This window comes from Paracoccus sp. AK26 (assembly GCF_011801365.1).
Lineage (GTDB): Bacteria > Pseudomonadota > Alphaproteobacteria > Rhodobacterales > Rhodobacteraceae > Paracoccus > Paracoccus aerius.
The window spans coordinates 994,101-1,007,724 of sequence record NZ_CP041041.1; the positions used below are offsets into that span (position 1 = coordinate 994,101).

Genomic DNA, 13,624 nt, shown 5'->3' on the forward strand with positions numbered 1-13,624 from the left:
GATGCGGCCAGCGTTTCGCAAGCCCCGGATCCTGATCTCTGCCCTTGCCGGGGCGGTGATCCTGTCCGGCTGCGCGGATGATGCTGGCCGGGACGGACGGCCTCGGCCCAAGCCCGAGACAATGACCGCACGCGTTGCAACCCCCGGCGCCGCTGCCGGAGAGGCGCCGCTGACGCTGGCCCGCATCTCGACCAAGTCGGGCGAGATCCTGATCCTGGAACCGGACGGACAGGTGACGACCATGGCATTGGACAGCCCGGAAGGGCAGGACGCCTTTGCCGTGACCGAGGCGGACCTGATGGCGCTGAACGCCAATCTGGATCTGGACCTGGGCGGGATGGTGGCGGCTGACCTGCCGCCCCGGCAGACGGCCCAGGAAAAGGCGCTCGAGGCCTTTGCGGCGCGAACGCAACCCGCCCTGCCCACCTGGGCCGAGGGGACAGAGGTCGATCCCCAGGATTTCATGGGCGCGCGCGTGGCCTCTCTGGGGCCGAACGGATCATCGGATCTGGTCGAGGTGACAGCGAATTTGCGCGAGGGGGTAGACGCCGATATCGCCTTCTCGTATGCCACCTGCGCATTGGCCGGTTGGGCCCGGCAGAACGGCGAGCCCTATGGCCGCCATGTGCGCACGCTGCAAGATACCCGCGACGGCAAGCTGATGATCGGAGCCGCATTCACGCTGTCGGATCAGAAGCCGATGGGTCTGCGGGTGATGGAAACGGAAGACACCTTGCGTGAATGCAAGGCACGCGGCATTCCCGCGCTGTGATAGGATAGGGACGGGCGCATGGCTGAATTTTGGGCATCCTCTCTGGGCATGACGGTCATCCTGCTGGCGCAGGGTCTGGCAGTCATTGCCTTTGTCATGCTGTCGCTGATCTTTCTGGTCTATGGCGACCGCAAGATCTGGGCTGCGGTGCAGATGCGGCGCGGCCCGAACGTGGTCGGTCCCTGGGGCCTGCTGCAGACCTTCGCCGACGCGCTGAAATACGTGCTGAAGGAAATCGTCATCCCGGCAGGTGCGGACAAGTTCGTCTTCTTCCTGGCGCCCTTCCTGTCGATGACGCTGGCGCTGCTGGCCTTTGTCGCGATCCCCTTCGCGCCCGGCTGGGTGATGGCCGACATCAACGTGGGCATCCTGTTCATCTTCGCCGTTTCCTCGCTCGAGGTGTATGGCGTGATCATGGGTGGCTGGGCCTCGAACTCCAAATACCCGTTCCTGTCGTCGCTGCGCGCGGCGGCGCAGATGATCTCGTACGAGGTCAGCCTGGGCCTGATCATCATCGGGGTCATCATCTCGACCGGCTCGATGAACATCTCGGCCATTGTCGAGGCGCAGTCGGGCGCGGGCCTGCTGTCCTGGTACTGGCTCCCCCATTTCCCGATGCTGATCCTGTTCTTCATCAGCGCCCTGGCCGAAACCAACCGCCCGCCCTTCGACCTAGCCGAGGCCGAATCCGAACTGGTCGCGGGCTTCATGGTGGAATATTCCTCGACGCCCTATCTGCTGTTCATGGCGGGCGAGTATATCGCGATCTGGCTGATGTGCGCCCTGATCTCGCTGCTGTTCTTCGGCGGCTGGCTGTCGCCCATCCCGGGCATTCCCGACGGCGCGATCTGGATGTTCCTGAAGATGGTCTTCTGGTTCTGGATGTTCGCGATGGTGAAGGCCATTGTCCCGCGGTACCGCTATGACCAACTGATGCGCATCGGCTGGAAAGTGTTCCTGCCGCTGTCGCTGGGCTGGGTCGTGCTGGTTGCCTTCCTTGCCCGCTACGAAGTGTTTGGTTCCTTCTGGGCCCGCTGGGCAGGGGCATAAACCATGGCTTATTCGAACAAGATCGCTGAAATGCTGGCGAACGCCTCGGAAACCGACAAGGCCGAGTTCGCGCATTTCCTGGCAAACAACCTGGACAGCGCCGAGCAGTCCCGTGACGGCGCAAGGATCCGCGACTATGTCGCGGCCTTCGACCGCTTCGCCGCTCCCAAGCAAGGGGAAGATTTCTGATGGCATTCGACATCGCCCGCGCCACCAAGTATTTCCTGCTCTTCGATTTCCTGAAGGGCTTCGGGCTGGGCGTGAAATATTTCTTCGCGCCGAAGCCGACGATCAACTATCCGCATGAAAAGGGCCCGTTGTCGCCGCGCTTCCGGGGCGAACACGCGCTGCGCCGCTATCCCAACGGCGAGGAACGCTGCATCGCCTGCAAACTATGCGAGGCGATCTGCCCCGCCCAAGCGATCACCATCGACTCCGAACCGCGCGAGGATGGCAGCCGCCGCACCACGCGCTATGACATCGACATGACCAAGTGCATCTATTGCGGCTTCTGCCAGGAAGCCTGCCCGGTCGATGCCATCGTCGAAGGCCCGAACTTCGAGTTCGCGACCGAAACGCGCGAGGAGCTTTTCTACGACAAGCAGAAGCTTCTGGACAACGGCGCCCGCTGGGAAGCCGAGATCGCCCGCAACCTTGCCATCGACGCGCCCTACAGATGAGCGACGCCTTCACCAAGCTGTTCCAGCAGATGATGCAGTCCGGGCAGGAAATGGCCCGGGCCTTCAATCCTGCATTGGAAACCTTCGACCCGCGCGCCTTCGAGAAGATGATCCCGACCATGCCGGCGGACATGCTGGAAATGTGGTTCGGGCGCACCTTCAACCGCGACGGGCTGGACGCCAAGACCCGTCTGCTGGTGACGATCGCCGCGCTGACCGTGCAGGGGGCGCATGCCGAACCGCAGCTGCGCCTGACCATCCGTCACGCGATCGAGGCCGGGGCAACGGCGCGCGAGGTGGCCGAGGTCATCTACCAGATGGGGATGTTCGGCGGCATTCCGGCGATGCAGAAGGCCTTGGAGATTGCCCAGGGCGTATTCACCGAACATGAAGGGAAACAGGCCGAATGATCACCTTCGCCTTTTATCTGTTCGCCATCTCGGTCTGCACGGCGGGCTTCATGGTGGTGCTGTCCCGCAACCCCGTCCATTCGGTGCTGTGGCTGATCCTGGCCTTTATCGCCTCGGCCGGGCTGTTCGTTCTGCAGGGCGCCGAGTTCGTGGCGATGCTCCTGGTGATTGTCTATGTCGGCGCGGTGGCAGTGCTGTTCCTGTTCGTCGTGATGATGCTGGACGTGGACTTTGCCCAGCTTCGCGGCGAACTGGCCGGCTACCTGCCGCTGGCGGGTCTGATCGGCCTTGTGCTGCTGGCGCTGCTGGTGATCGCCTTCGGCGGGTGGGAGATGTCGAACCAGGCGGTCGACCTGCGCGCGGCACCCGTGGTGGTGCAGACGCAGAACACCAATGCCATCGGCACGATCCTGTATGACCGCTATATCCTGCCCTTCCAAGTGTCCGGGCTGATCCTGCTGGTCGCGATGATTGGCGCCATCACCCTGACCATGCGCCACCGTCGCGACGTCAAGCGTCAGGACGTGCTGGAGCAGATGTATCGGGACCCGGCCAAGACCATGGAACTGCGCGACGTGAAGCCGGGGCAGGGGCTGTAGGGCCCCGCCCGACGCTGCCTGCTGATATTTGACGGGTAAAAGACCCGGAGGGACGAAAGACGATGATCGGATTGACACATTATCTTGTCGTGGGGGCGATATTGTTCGTCGCCGGCATTTTCGGCATCTTCGTGAACCGCAAGAACGTCATCGTCATCCTGATGTCGATCGAACTGATCCTGCTGTCCGTGAACATCAACTTTGTCGCCTTCTCGGCCCATCTGGGCGATCTGGGGGGACAGGTCTTCACCATGTTCATCCTGACCGTCGCCGCGGCCGAGGCCGCCATCGGCCTGGCGATCCTGGTCGTGTTCTTCCGCAACCGCGGCTCGATCGCGGTGGACGACGTCAACGTGATGAAGGGCTAGGGACACATGGCGCAATTCATCCTGTTCGCGCCCCTTCTGGGAGCGCTGATCGCCGGTTTCGGCTGGCGCATCATCGGCGAGAAGGCCGCGATGATGCTGACGACGGGCATCCTGTTCGTGGCCGCGCTGTTTTCCTGGATCGTCTTTCTGGGCTTTGACGGCCAGACGCAGCACATCCCGGTCATGGACTGGATCGTTTCGGGCGATTTCAGCGCCGAATGGGCGATCCGGCTGGACCGGCTGACGGCGATCATGCTGATCGTGGTGACCTCGGTCTCGGCGCTCGTGCATCTTTATTCGATGGGCTACATGGCCCATGACGACAACTGGACCCATCACGAACACTACAAGGCGCGCTTCTTCGCCTATCTGTCGTTCTTCACCTTCGCCATGCTGATGCTGGTGACTGCCGACAACCTGCTGCAGATGTTCTTCGGCTGGGAAGGCGTGGGCGTCGCATCCTATCTGCTGATCGGTTTCTATTACCGCAAGCCTTCCGCCAACGCCGCCGCCATGAAGGCCTTCATCGTCAACCGAGTCGGCGACTTCGGCTTCCTGATGGGCATCTTCGGCCTGTGGTGGATGACGGGTTCCATCCAGTTCGACGCGATCTTCGCGCAGGTGGCCGATCTGGCGAATGTCCAGATGCGCTTCCTGTGGACCGAATGGAACGCGGCGAACCTGCTGGCCTTCCTGCTGTTCGTCGGCGCGATGGGCAAGTCGGCGCAACTGTTCCTGCACACCTGGCTGCCGGACGCAATGGAGGGCCCCACCCCGGTGTCGGCGCTGATCCACGCCGCAACCATGGTCACCGCCGGCGTCTTCCTGGTCTGCCGCATGTCCCCGCTGTTCGAATTCGCGCCGGAAACCAAGATGTTCATCACGATCATCGGCGCCTCGACCGCCTTCTTTGCGGCGACGGTGGGACTCGTGCAGAACGACATCAAGCGCGTGATTGCCTATTCGACCTGTTCGCAGCTGGGCTACATGTTCGTGGCGGCAGGCGTGGGCGTCTATTCGGTCGCGATGTTCCACCTGTTCACGCATGCCTTCTTCAAGGCCATGCTGTTCCTGGGCGCGGGTTCCGTGATCCACGCGATGCACCACGAACAGGACATGCGGAACTATGGCGGGCTGAGAAAGAAGATCCCCTTGACCTTCTGGGCCATGCTGATCGGCACGCTGGCCATCACCGGCGTCGGCATCCCGCTGACCCATATCGGCTTTGCGGGCTTCCTGTCCAAGGACGCCGTGATAGAAAGCGCCTATGCCTCTGGCGTCAGCTATGCCTTCTGGCTGCTGGTGATCGCGGCGCTGATGACCAGCTTCTATTCCTGGCGGCTGATGTTCCTGACCTTCTGGGGCGCGCCGCGCCCGCAAAAGGTCTGGGACGCCGAGATCAAGACCGAGGAAGAGGTCCAGCCCTCGGCCGCGCATGGCCATGGCCACGACGCGCATGGACACGGCCACGGCCATGACGCGCACGGGCATCACGACCCGCTGCACGCGCATCACCATGCCCATGAAAGTCCGCCCGTGATGACGGTGCCGCTGGGCATCCTGGCGATCGGCGCGGTCTTCGCCGGCATGATCTGGTACGGCAGCTTCTTCGGCGACGACGTGCAGCGCTTCTTCGGCCTGCCCGAAGCCGCCCACGAACAGGCCGAGGGCGGCCACGGCGAGGCGCTTGACGGTGCCGTGGCCGAGGCGCCGCATGGCGAGCCTGCGGGTTCCGCAACCCATGCCGCCGCCGGCGCCGCCAGCGACCCGGCCGAGGAAACCGCCGCCGACGGCCACGCGGCCCTTGCAGGCTTCGAACGGGGCGCGATCTTCATGCGGTCGGACAACCACGTGATGCATGACGCGCATTACGTGCCGACTTGGGTGAAGCTGTCGCCCTTTGTCGCGATGCTGATCGGCCTGGGCTTGTCCTGGCTGATGTACATTCGCTATCCCGATGCGCCGGCGAAGCTGGCCGCGCAGCAACCTGGATTGTACCGGTTCCTGCTGAACAAGTGGTATTTCGATGAAATCTATCACTTCGTCTTCGTCCGGCCCGCGCTGTGGATCGGCCGCAAGCTGTGGACGGGCGGCGACACAGCGGTTATCGACGGCGCCATCAACGGGGTGGCCATGGGAATCATCCCGCGCCTGACGCGCTTCGCCGGTCGCGTGCAGTCGGGCTATGTGTTCCACTATGCCTTCGCGATGGTCGTGGGCATCGTGGGCTTGCTGATCTGGGTGATGATGCGGGGCGCGCACTGACATGACGAACCTTCTTTCGATCATCACCTTCCTGCCGATCGTGGCAGCGGGGATCCTGGCCCTGTTCCTGCGGGGCGAGGACGAGGCCGCGCAGCGCAATGCCAAGTGGCTGGCGCTTATCGCCACCTCGGCTACCTTCCTGATCTCGCTGTTCGTGCTGGCGGGCTTCGACCCGGCCGACACCGGCTTCCAGTTCGTCGAGGACCACCCCTGGATCATGGGACTGCGCTACCGGATGGGGGTGGACGGCATCTCGGTCCTGTTCGTCATGCTGACGACCTTCCTGATGCCGCTGACAATCCTGTCCACCTGGGACGTGAAGACCCGCGTCAAGGAATACATGATCGCCTTCCTGGTGCTGGAAGGCCTGATGATCGGCGTCTTCACCGCGCTTGACCTGATCCTGTTCTACCTGTTCTTCGAGGCGGGCCTGATCCCGATGTTCCTGATCATCGGCATCTGGGGGGGCGCGAACCGCATCTACGCGACGTTCAAGTTCTTCCTTTACACCTTCCTCGGATCCGTCCTGATGCTGGTGGCGATGATCGCCATGGCGCGCACCGCCGGAACGACCGACATCGCGCAACTGCTGGCCTTCGACTTCCCGTCCGAGACGATGCGCGTCCTGGGCTTCACGGTGGTCGGCGGAATGCAGACGCTGCTGTTCCTGGCCTTCTTCGCCAGCTTCGCGGTCAAGATGCCGATGTGGCCGGTCCATACCTGGCTGCCCGACGCGCACGTCCAGGCGCCGACCGCAGGGTCGGTCGTGCTGGCGGCGGTGCTGCTGAAGATGGGCGGATACGGCTTCCTGCGCTTCAGCCTGCCGATGTTCCCGGTGGCCAGCGACATGCTGCAGCCGCTGGTCTTCTGGATGTCGGCCATCGCCATCGTCTACACCTCGCTGGTGGCTCTGGTGCAATCCGACATGAAGAAGCTGATCGCCTATTCGTCGGTTGCCCACATGGGCTTCGTCACGATGGGGGTGTTTGCCGCAAACCAGCAGGGCCTGGACGGGGCGATCTTCCAGATGGTGTCGCACGGCTTCATCTCGGGCGCGCTGTTCCTGCTGGTGGGCGTGATCTACGACCGGATGTACACGCGGGAAATCGACGCCTATGGCGGCCTGGTCAACCGGATGCCGGTCTATGCCCTGGTCTTCCTGTTCTTCACGATGGCGAATGTGGGCCTTCCCGGCACCTCGGGCTTCGTGGGCGAGTTCCTGACCCTGATGGGAACCTTCAAGGCCAATACCTGGGTGGCCTTTGTCGCGGCGACCGGCGTGATCCTGTCGGCGGGCTATGCGCTGTGGCTTTACCGCCGCGTGACGCTGGGCGCCCTGGTCCGCGAGAGCCTGCGGACGATCACTGACATGACCCCGCGCGAGAAGTGGATCTTCGTCCCGCTGATCGTGATGACGCTGTTCCTGGGCGTTTATCCGCGCGCCGTCACAGACATCACCGGCCCCGCCGTCCAAGCGCTGCTGGTCAATTATCACGATGCCCTGCCGCATGACGGACGCGACGGGCTGGCCGTGACCGCCCAGGCGGAAGCGGCCGACGCCAGCCATTGAGGAAAGCACGATGACCGCGCTCGATCTTTCGACCATCCTGCCGGAACTTGTGCTGGCGATCTATGCGCTTGGCGCGCTGATGGCAGGGGCCTACCTTGGCAAGGACGCCATTGCGCGTCCGGTCCTGTGGACGACCGTGGCGGCGCTGCTGGTGATCGGGCTTTACGTTGGCTTTGCCGACCGCCCGGCCCAGGTGGCCTTCCACGGGATGTTCACCGACGATGCCTTTGCCCGCTTCGCCAAGGTGACGATCCTCGTCTCCGCGGCCGCCGTCCTGGCGATGAGCGCGGATTACATGGAGCGGCACAACCTGCTGCGCTTCGAATACCCGATCCTTCTGACGCTGGCGTCCATCGGCATGATGCTGATGGTGTCGGCCAGCGACCTGCTGTCGCTGTATATGGGACTGGAACTGCAATCCCTGGCGCTCTACGTCGCCGCCGCCATGCGCCGCGACAGCGTGAAGTCGTCCGAGGCGGGGCTGAAGTATTTCGTCCTCGGCTCGCTGTCCTCGGGGATGCTGCTTTACGGTGCCTCGCTGGTCTACGGCTTCTCGGGGACGACCAGCTTTGCAGGGATCGTGCAGACCGTCGTGGGCGGGCAGCTTTCGGTGGGCCTGCTGTTCGGCCTGGTCTTCCTGCTGGTGGGCCTTGCCTTCAAGGTCTCGGCCGTGCCCTTCCACATGTGGACGCCCGACGTTTACGAAGGCGCGCCGACGCCGGTGACGGCCTTCTTCGCCACCGCGCCCAAGGTCGCCGCCATGGCGCTGATCGCGCGGCTGATGTTCGACGCCTTCGGCAACGTGCCGGGTGACTGGGGCCAGATCATCGCGGCGCTTGCGGTCCTGTCGATGTTCCTGGGCTCCATCGCCGGCATCGGTCAGCGAAACATCAAGCGGCTGATGGCGTATTCGTCCATTGCACATATGGGCTTTGCCCTTGTTGGACTTGCGGCGGGGACGGCCTTCGGCGTGCAGTCGATGCTGCTCTACATGGCGATCTATGCGGTGATGAACGTGGGCTCCTTCGCCTTCATCCTGTCGATGGAACGCGACGGCCGCCCGATCACCGACCTGGAAAGCCTGAACCGCTTTGCCCAGGCAGAACCCATCAAGGGCTTTGCTGTCCTGTTCCTGATGTTCAGCCTGGCCGGCGTGCCGCCCTTCCTGGGCTTCTTCGCGAAATATGGCGTGCTGACGGCTGCCGTTCAGGCGGGCATGTCATGGCTGGCGATCCTGGGCGTCATCGCCTCGGTCATCGGTGCCTTCTACTATCTGCGCATCGTCTACTACATGTTCTTCGGGGCCGAGAACGAGGGCGTTCAAAGCCGGATGGGCGCGGTCCAGTATCTGGCCCTGGTCGTTCCGGCCGCCATGCTGCTGATCGGCGCGGTTTCCATGTGGGGCATCGACTCCGCCGCGGCGACCGCTGCGGAATCGCTGGTCGGCACGACCCTTGTGCCTGCCGAGGCCGCGCTTCTGCCCGATATCTCGGCCGAGACCCCTGCCGTTGAGTAATGGGGCGCCGCTGACAGCCTGGCCCGAGGGCGTGGCGCGCCACGTCCTGGATCAGGTTGACAGCACGAATGCCGAGGCAATGCGGATGGCGCCCGCGCTGTCCGGGCCGACCTGGATCATGGCGCGCCGCCAGACGGCGGGCCGCGGCCGAAGGGGCAGGACCTGGACCGACCCCCCCGGCAATTTCGCGGCAACCCTGGTCCTGCGTCCCGAAGGCGGCCCGGCGGATGCCGCGCGCTTGTCCTTTGTCGCGGCGCTGGCCGTGCATGACGCGCTGCGCCAGCTTTGCGGGCCGCAGTTGAACGTGGCGCTGAAATGGCCGAACGACGTGCTGCTGAACGGCGGCAAGCTGTCCGGCATCCTGCTGGAAAGCATCGGATCCGGCGGAACCATCCAGGCCTTGGCCATCGGCATCGGCGTCAACCTGGCCGCCGCGCCGGATGCAGGTCTGCTGGAACTGGGCGCGACCCGCCCGGTCAGCCTGCTGGGCGAGACCGGCCTGACGGTCAGCCCCGACGACTTCCTGTCCGCCCTTGCCCTGACCTTCGACGACCGGCACCGGCAGATGCGGGCCTATGGCTTCGGCCCCATCCGCGAGGCATGGCTGGCCCGCGCCACCCGCCTGGGCGAGACGATCACCGCCCGCACCGGCACGACCGAGACGACCGGCCGCTTTGACGGGATCGACGAAACCGGCGCGCTGATCCTGTCCGGTCCGCGCGGCAGGCAGGCGATCCCGGCGGCCGACATCTATTTTGCGGGGGTATGACCCGTGCTCTTGTGCATCGACACCGGCAACACCAACACCGTGTTTTCCATCTGGAACGGCGAACGGTTCCTGGCCCATTGGCGCATCGCCACGGACCATCGGCGGACGGCCGACGAATACTTCGTCTGGCTGTCCACGCTGATCGATGGGCAGAAGTTCGCGCTCGACATCGACGCCTGCATCATCAGCTCGACCGCGCCGCGCGTGGTCTTCAACCTGCGCGTCCTGTGCAACCGCTATTTCGACACCCGCCCGCTGGTGGTGGGAAAGCCTGATTGCCTGCTGCCCGTCGCCCCTCGCGTGGACGAAGGCACCGTCGTCGGGCCGGACCGGCTGGTGAACACGGTTGCGGCTTTCGACCGGCACGGGCCGGATCTGATCGTCGTGGATTTCGGCACCGCGACGACCTTTGACGTGGTGGACATGGACGGCGCCTATATCGGCGGCGCGATCGCGCCCGGCGTGAACCTGTCGCTGGAAGCGCTCCACATGGGCGCGGCCAGTCTGCCGCATGTGGACGTGACCATGCCGGCCAAGGTGATCGGCACCAACACGGTCGCCTGCATCCAGTCGGGGATCTTCTGGGGCTATATCGGCCTTGTGGACGGCGTGGTCCGCCAGATTCGCGCGGAAAGGGGCCGCCCGATGAAGGTGATTGCAACCGGAGGGCTTGCGCCGCTGTTCGATCAGGGGTTTGACCTGTTCGAGGCAATCGAAGACGATCTGACGATGCACGGGCTGCGGCTCATTCACGATTACAACAAGGAGATGGGCAATGGCTGAGCGCCTGATTTATCTGCCGCTGGGCGGCGCGGGCGAAATCGGCATGAACGCCTATGTCTATGGCTATGGCCAGCCCGGACGCGAACGCCTGATCCTGGTCGACCTGGGCGTCAGCTTCGGCGACATGGACAGCAGCCCCGGCATTGACCTGATCATGCCGGACCTGACCTGGCTGCAAAAGAACCGCGACCGGCTGGACGCGATCTTCATCACCCACGGGCACGAGGATCACCTGGGCGCCCTGGGTCATCTCTACGGGCGGCTGGATGTCCCGATCTATGCCCGCCAGTTCACCGGCGCCCTGGTCCGGCTGAAGCTGGAGGATGCGGGCCATTCGCCCTCGGTCGTCAACATCACCGGGCCGCGCCCCGAGGTGACGCAGGTCGGCCCCTTCACCGTACAGTTCGTGCCGGTCAGCCACTCGATTCCCGAAAGCTCGGCCCTGATCATCGACACGCCTGCGGGCCGCGTCGTCCACACGGGCGACTTCAAGCTGGACGGAACCCCTGTCGTGGGCGATCCCTTCGACCCGATCGCCTGGCACGACATTTCCGCCGAAGGGCGGGGCATCAAGGTCCTGGCCTGCGACAGCACCAACATCTTCTCGACCCATCCCGGCCGGTCCGAGGCGATGCTGGCCAATCCGATCCTTGAATGGGTCGTGGCCCAGAAGAACATGGTTGTCGCCACCACCTTCGCCAGCAACATCGCGCGGCTGAAGACCCTTTCGGATGCCGCCATTGCCGCGAACCGCAAGGTCTGCCTGCTGGGCCGGGCCATGCGCAAGATGGTCGCCGTGGGCCTGGAAACCGGCGTCCTCACCGATTTCCCCGACACCATCGGCCCCGAGGAAGCCGCAAGCCTGCCGCGCAACCAGGTCATGCTGCTGGCGACCGGCAGCCAGGGCGAACGCCGCGCCGCCAGTGCGCAACTGTCGCGCGGCCGTTACCTGGGGCTGATGCTGAAGGAAGGCGACAGTTTCCTGTTCAGTTCCAAGACCATCCCCGGCAATGAGAAGTCCGTGGGCCGCATCATGAACTCGCTGAGCGAGTTGGGGGTCGAGGTCTTTGACGCCGATGACGGCCTCTACCACGTCTCGGGCCACGCGAACCGCCCCGACATCGAGGCGCTGCACGAACTGCTGAAGCCGCAGATCGTGATCCCGATGCATGGCGAGCACCTGCATCTGCGGGAACATGTGATGATGGCCCGCGCCAAGGGCATCGCGGCCGAAATCGTCACCAACGGCACGATGCTGGACCTGACGGGCGATACCCCTCGCGTTGTGGACCAGGTGGAAACCGGCCGGCTGTACCTGGACGGCACCGTGCTGATCGGCGCCATGGACGGCGTGGTCCGCGACCGCATCCGCATGGCGCTGAACGGGCACGCGCTTGTCAGCGTGATCGTGGACGAGGATGACAACGTCCTGCCCGACGCCTGGGTGGAACTGATGGGCCTTCCCGGCCGCACCCGGGGCGGCGAGGATCTGGGCGCCCATATAGAAGGCGAGTTGTCCGAGTTCCTGGAGGGCGCCGATGCCCGCGTGGTGCGCGACGACGCCAAGATGGACGAGGCGATCCGCAAGATCACCCGCCAGGTCGCGATGGAGGAGATCGGCAAGAAGCCCGAGGTCACGGTCATCATCAGCCGGCTGATGGGCGAATAGGGCAGCGGGCAGGGGGCTTGACCCGCCGCGACTTGCGGTGCAATCCCCCGGCCATGTCCGACACACCGAAAACCGCCTTCGACCCGAACCCGCCGCGCCGCAACTTCTATGGCCGGCGGCACGGAAAGACCCTGCGCCAAAGCCAGAAGGGCTATCTGTCCGAAGATCTGGGCGAGTTGCGCCCGCGCGGCATCACCGTGGGCGACAATCCCGACCGCACGCCGATCGACCCGGCCGCCATCTTCGGGGACGACCGCCCGATCTGGCTGGAGGTCGGCTTCGGCGGTGGCGAGCACATGGTCCACATGGCCGCTCGATACCCCGATATCGGCATCATCGGCTGTGAGCCCTTCATCAACGGCGTCGCCATGCTGCTGGGCAAGATCCGGGGCGCGGGCGTGACCAATGTCAGCGTGCATCCCGGCGATGCGCGCGACCTGATGGACGTGCTGCCGGATGCCTCGATCAGCAGGGCCTTCCTGAACTATCCCGATCCCTGGCCCAAGGCGCGCCATCACCGCCGCCGCTTCGTCACGCCCGAACACCTGATCCCGCTGGCCCGCGTCATGAAGCCTGGGGCCGAGCTCCGGGTTGCCACCGACATTCCCGACTACATGCGCCAGACGCTCGAGGAGGTGCCGCAGGCGGGCTTCGACCTTGTGGGCGACAGCCCGGTCGCCTGGGACGACTGGCTTAGCACGCGCTATGAACAGAAGGCCCTGCGCGAGGGCCGCGTGCCGCACTACGCCACCTTCCGCCGCAAGGGCTGAGGGCGAGGGTGACAGGGCCAAAAAAGCCCCTTGTCACCACCCTGGCCCATCCCTATACCGGCCAGCGGAGTGGTGGCCGAGTGGTCGAAGGCACACCCCTGCTAAGGGTGCAGGCGGGAAACCGTCTCGAGGGTTCGAATCCCTTCCACTCCGCCATTTTTCCTGAACAAACTTGTCTCCAGAGCCTGTACCAGCCGGATTTTTCCGTGTGTCTCGAGGGTTATGCAAGTGGGCCAGTTCACTAGTCACGGCGCAGGTTAGCCTCGAATTGCTCTCTAGCGCCCATGTTTCTCCGCAGCTGATGACTGCGCGGAAACGGTGAACAGCTTTCAAGCCCTTGAAATAGTACAATACTATAGGAGCTCTACGTGCCGTTGGATCTGAAGGGCTTCTGAGGCTGAAG

14 protein-coding genes and 1 tRNA gene are annotated in these 13,624 nt (G+C 64.3%); all 15 read left to right on the forward strand.

Annotation, left to right across the window (positions count from 1 at the left end):
- The first annotated feature begins 1 nt into the window (after nt 1).
- The 15 genes from FIU66_RS04860 (at nt 2) to FIU66_RS04930 (ending at nt 13,377) form a co-directional block, all read left to right on the forward strand.
- A complete protein-coding gene (locus tag FIU66_RS04860; protein ID WP_167621653.1) occupies nt 2-772 on the forward strand; it encodes a hypothetical protein in 771 nt (256 codons plus the stop codon).
- Nucleotides 773-790: 18 nt separating this feature from the next.
- Nucleotides 791-1,822 carry an NADH-quinone oxidoreductase subunit NuoH gene (nuoH, locus tag FIU66_RS04865; RefSeq protein WP_167621654.1) on the forward strand — a complete coding sequence of 344 codons (1,032 nt, stop codon included), beginning with the start codon at nt 791-793 and terminating at the stop codon, nt 1,820-1,822.
- A gap of 3 nt (nt 1,823-1,825) precedes the next feature.
- A complete protein-coding gene (locus FIU66_RS04870) occupies nt 1,826-2,011 on the forward strand; it encodes a hypothetical protein (RefSeq protein ID WP_167621655.1) in 186 nt (61 codons plus the stop codon).
- Nucleotides 2,011-2,502, forward strand: coding sequence for an NADH-quinone oxidoreductase subunit NuoI (gene nuoI / locus FIU66_RS04875; RefSeq protein WP_167621656.1), 492 nt, complete (start codon nt 2,011-2,013; stop codon nt 2,500-2,502). The genes FIU66_RS04870 and nuoI overlap by 1 nt, the downstream gene beginning before the upstream one ends.
- Nucleotides 2,499-2,912, forward strand: coding sequence for a carboxymuconolactone decarboxylase family protein (locus tag FIU66_RS04880; RefSeq protein WP_167621657.1), 414 nt, complete (start codon nt 2,499-2,501; stop codon nt 2,910-2,912). Before nuoI ends, FIU66_RS04880 begins: the two co-directional genes overlap by 4 nt.
- Complete coding sequence (locus FIU66_RS04885) at nt 2,909-3,511, forward strand: NADH-quinone oxidoreductase subunit J (protein ID WP_167621658.1); 603 nt, start codon at nt 2,909-2,911, stop codon at nt 3,509-3,511. The genes FIU66_RS04880 and FIU66_RS04885 overlap by 4 nt, the downstream gene beginning before the upstream one ends.
- Nucleotides 3,512-3,573: 62 nt before the next feature.
- Nucleotides 3,574-3,879, forward strand: coding sequence for an NADH-quinone oxidoreductase subunit NuoK (gene nuoK, locus FIU66_RS04890; protein ID WP_167621659.1), 306 nt, complete (start codon nt 3,574-3,576; stop codon nt 3,877-3,879).
- Between the two features lie 6 nt (nt 3,880-3,885).
- Nucleotides 3,886-6,144, forward strand: a complete 2,259-nt coding sequence (gene nuoL / locus FIU66_RS04895) for an NADH-quinone oxidoreductase subunit L (protein ID WP_167621660.1) — start codon at nt 3,886-3,888, stop codon at nt 6,142-6,144.
- A gap of 1 nt (nt 6,145) precedes the next feature.
- Nucleotides 6,146-7,714, forward strand: coding sequence for an NADH-quinone oxidoreductase subunit M (locus FIU66_RS04900; RefSeq protein WP_167621661.1), 1,569 nt, complete (start codon nt 6,146-6,148; stop codon nt 7,712-7,714).
- 10 nt (nt 7,715-7,724) lie between these two features.
- Complete coding sequence (gene nuoN / locus FIU66_RS04905; protein WP_167621662.1) at nt 7,725-9,230, forward strand: NADH-quinone oxidoreductase subunit NuoN; 1,506 nt, start codon at nt 7,725-7,727, stop codon at nt 9,228-9,230.
- A 10-nt stretch (nt 9,231-9,240) separates the two neighbouring features.
- Nucleotides 9,241-9,999 carry a biotin--[acetyl-CoA-carboxylase] ligase gene (locus FIU66_RS04910; protein ID WP_167623392.1) on the forward strand — a complete coding sequence of 253 codons (759 nt, stop codon included), beginning with the start codon at nt 9,241-9,243 and terminating at the stop codon, nt 9,997-9,999.
- 3 nt (nt 10,000-10,002) lie between these two features.
- Nucleotides 10,003-10,782, forward strand: coding sequence for a type III pantothenate kinase (locus FIU66_RS04915; protein WP_167621663.1), 780 nt, complete (start codon nt 10,003-10,005; stop codon nt 10,780-10,782).
- The gene (locus FIU66_RS04920; protein WP_167621664.1) at nt 10,775-12,451 is read left to right on the forward strand and encodes a ribonuclease J; all 1,677 of its coding nucleotides are present in this window, start codon (nt 10,775-10,777) and stop codon (nt 12,449-12,451) included. Before FIU66_RS04915 ends, FIU66_RS04920 begins: the two co-directional genes overlap by 8 nt.
- A 53-nt stretch (nt 12,452-12,504) precedes the next feature.
- Nucleotides 12,505-13,221 carry a tRNA (guanosine(46)-N(7))-methyltransferase TrmB gene (locus FIU66_RS04925; RefSeq protein WP_167621665.1) on the forward strand — a complete coding sequence of 239 codons (717 nt, stop codon included), beginning with the start codon at nt 12,505-12,507 and terminating at the stop codon, nt 13,219-13,221.
- A gap of 66 nt (nt 13,222-13,287) precedes the next feature.
- Nucleotides 13,288-13,377: transfer RNA gene (locus FIU66_RS04930), tRNA-Ser, on the forward strand.
- The last annotated feature ends 247 nt before the right edge of the window (nt 13,378-13,624 follow it).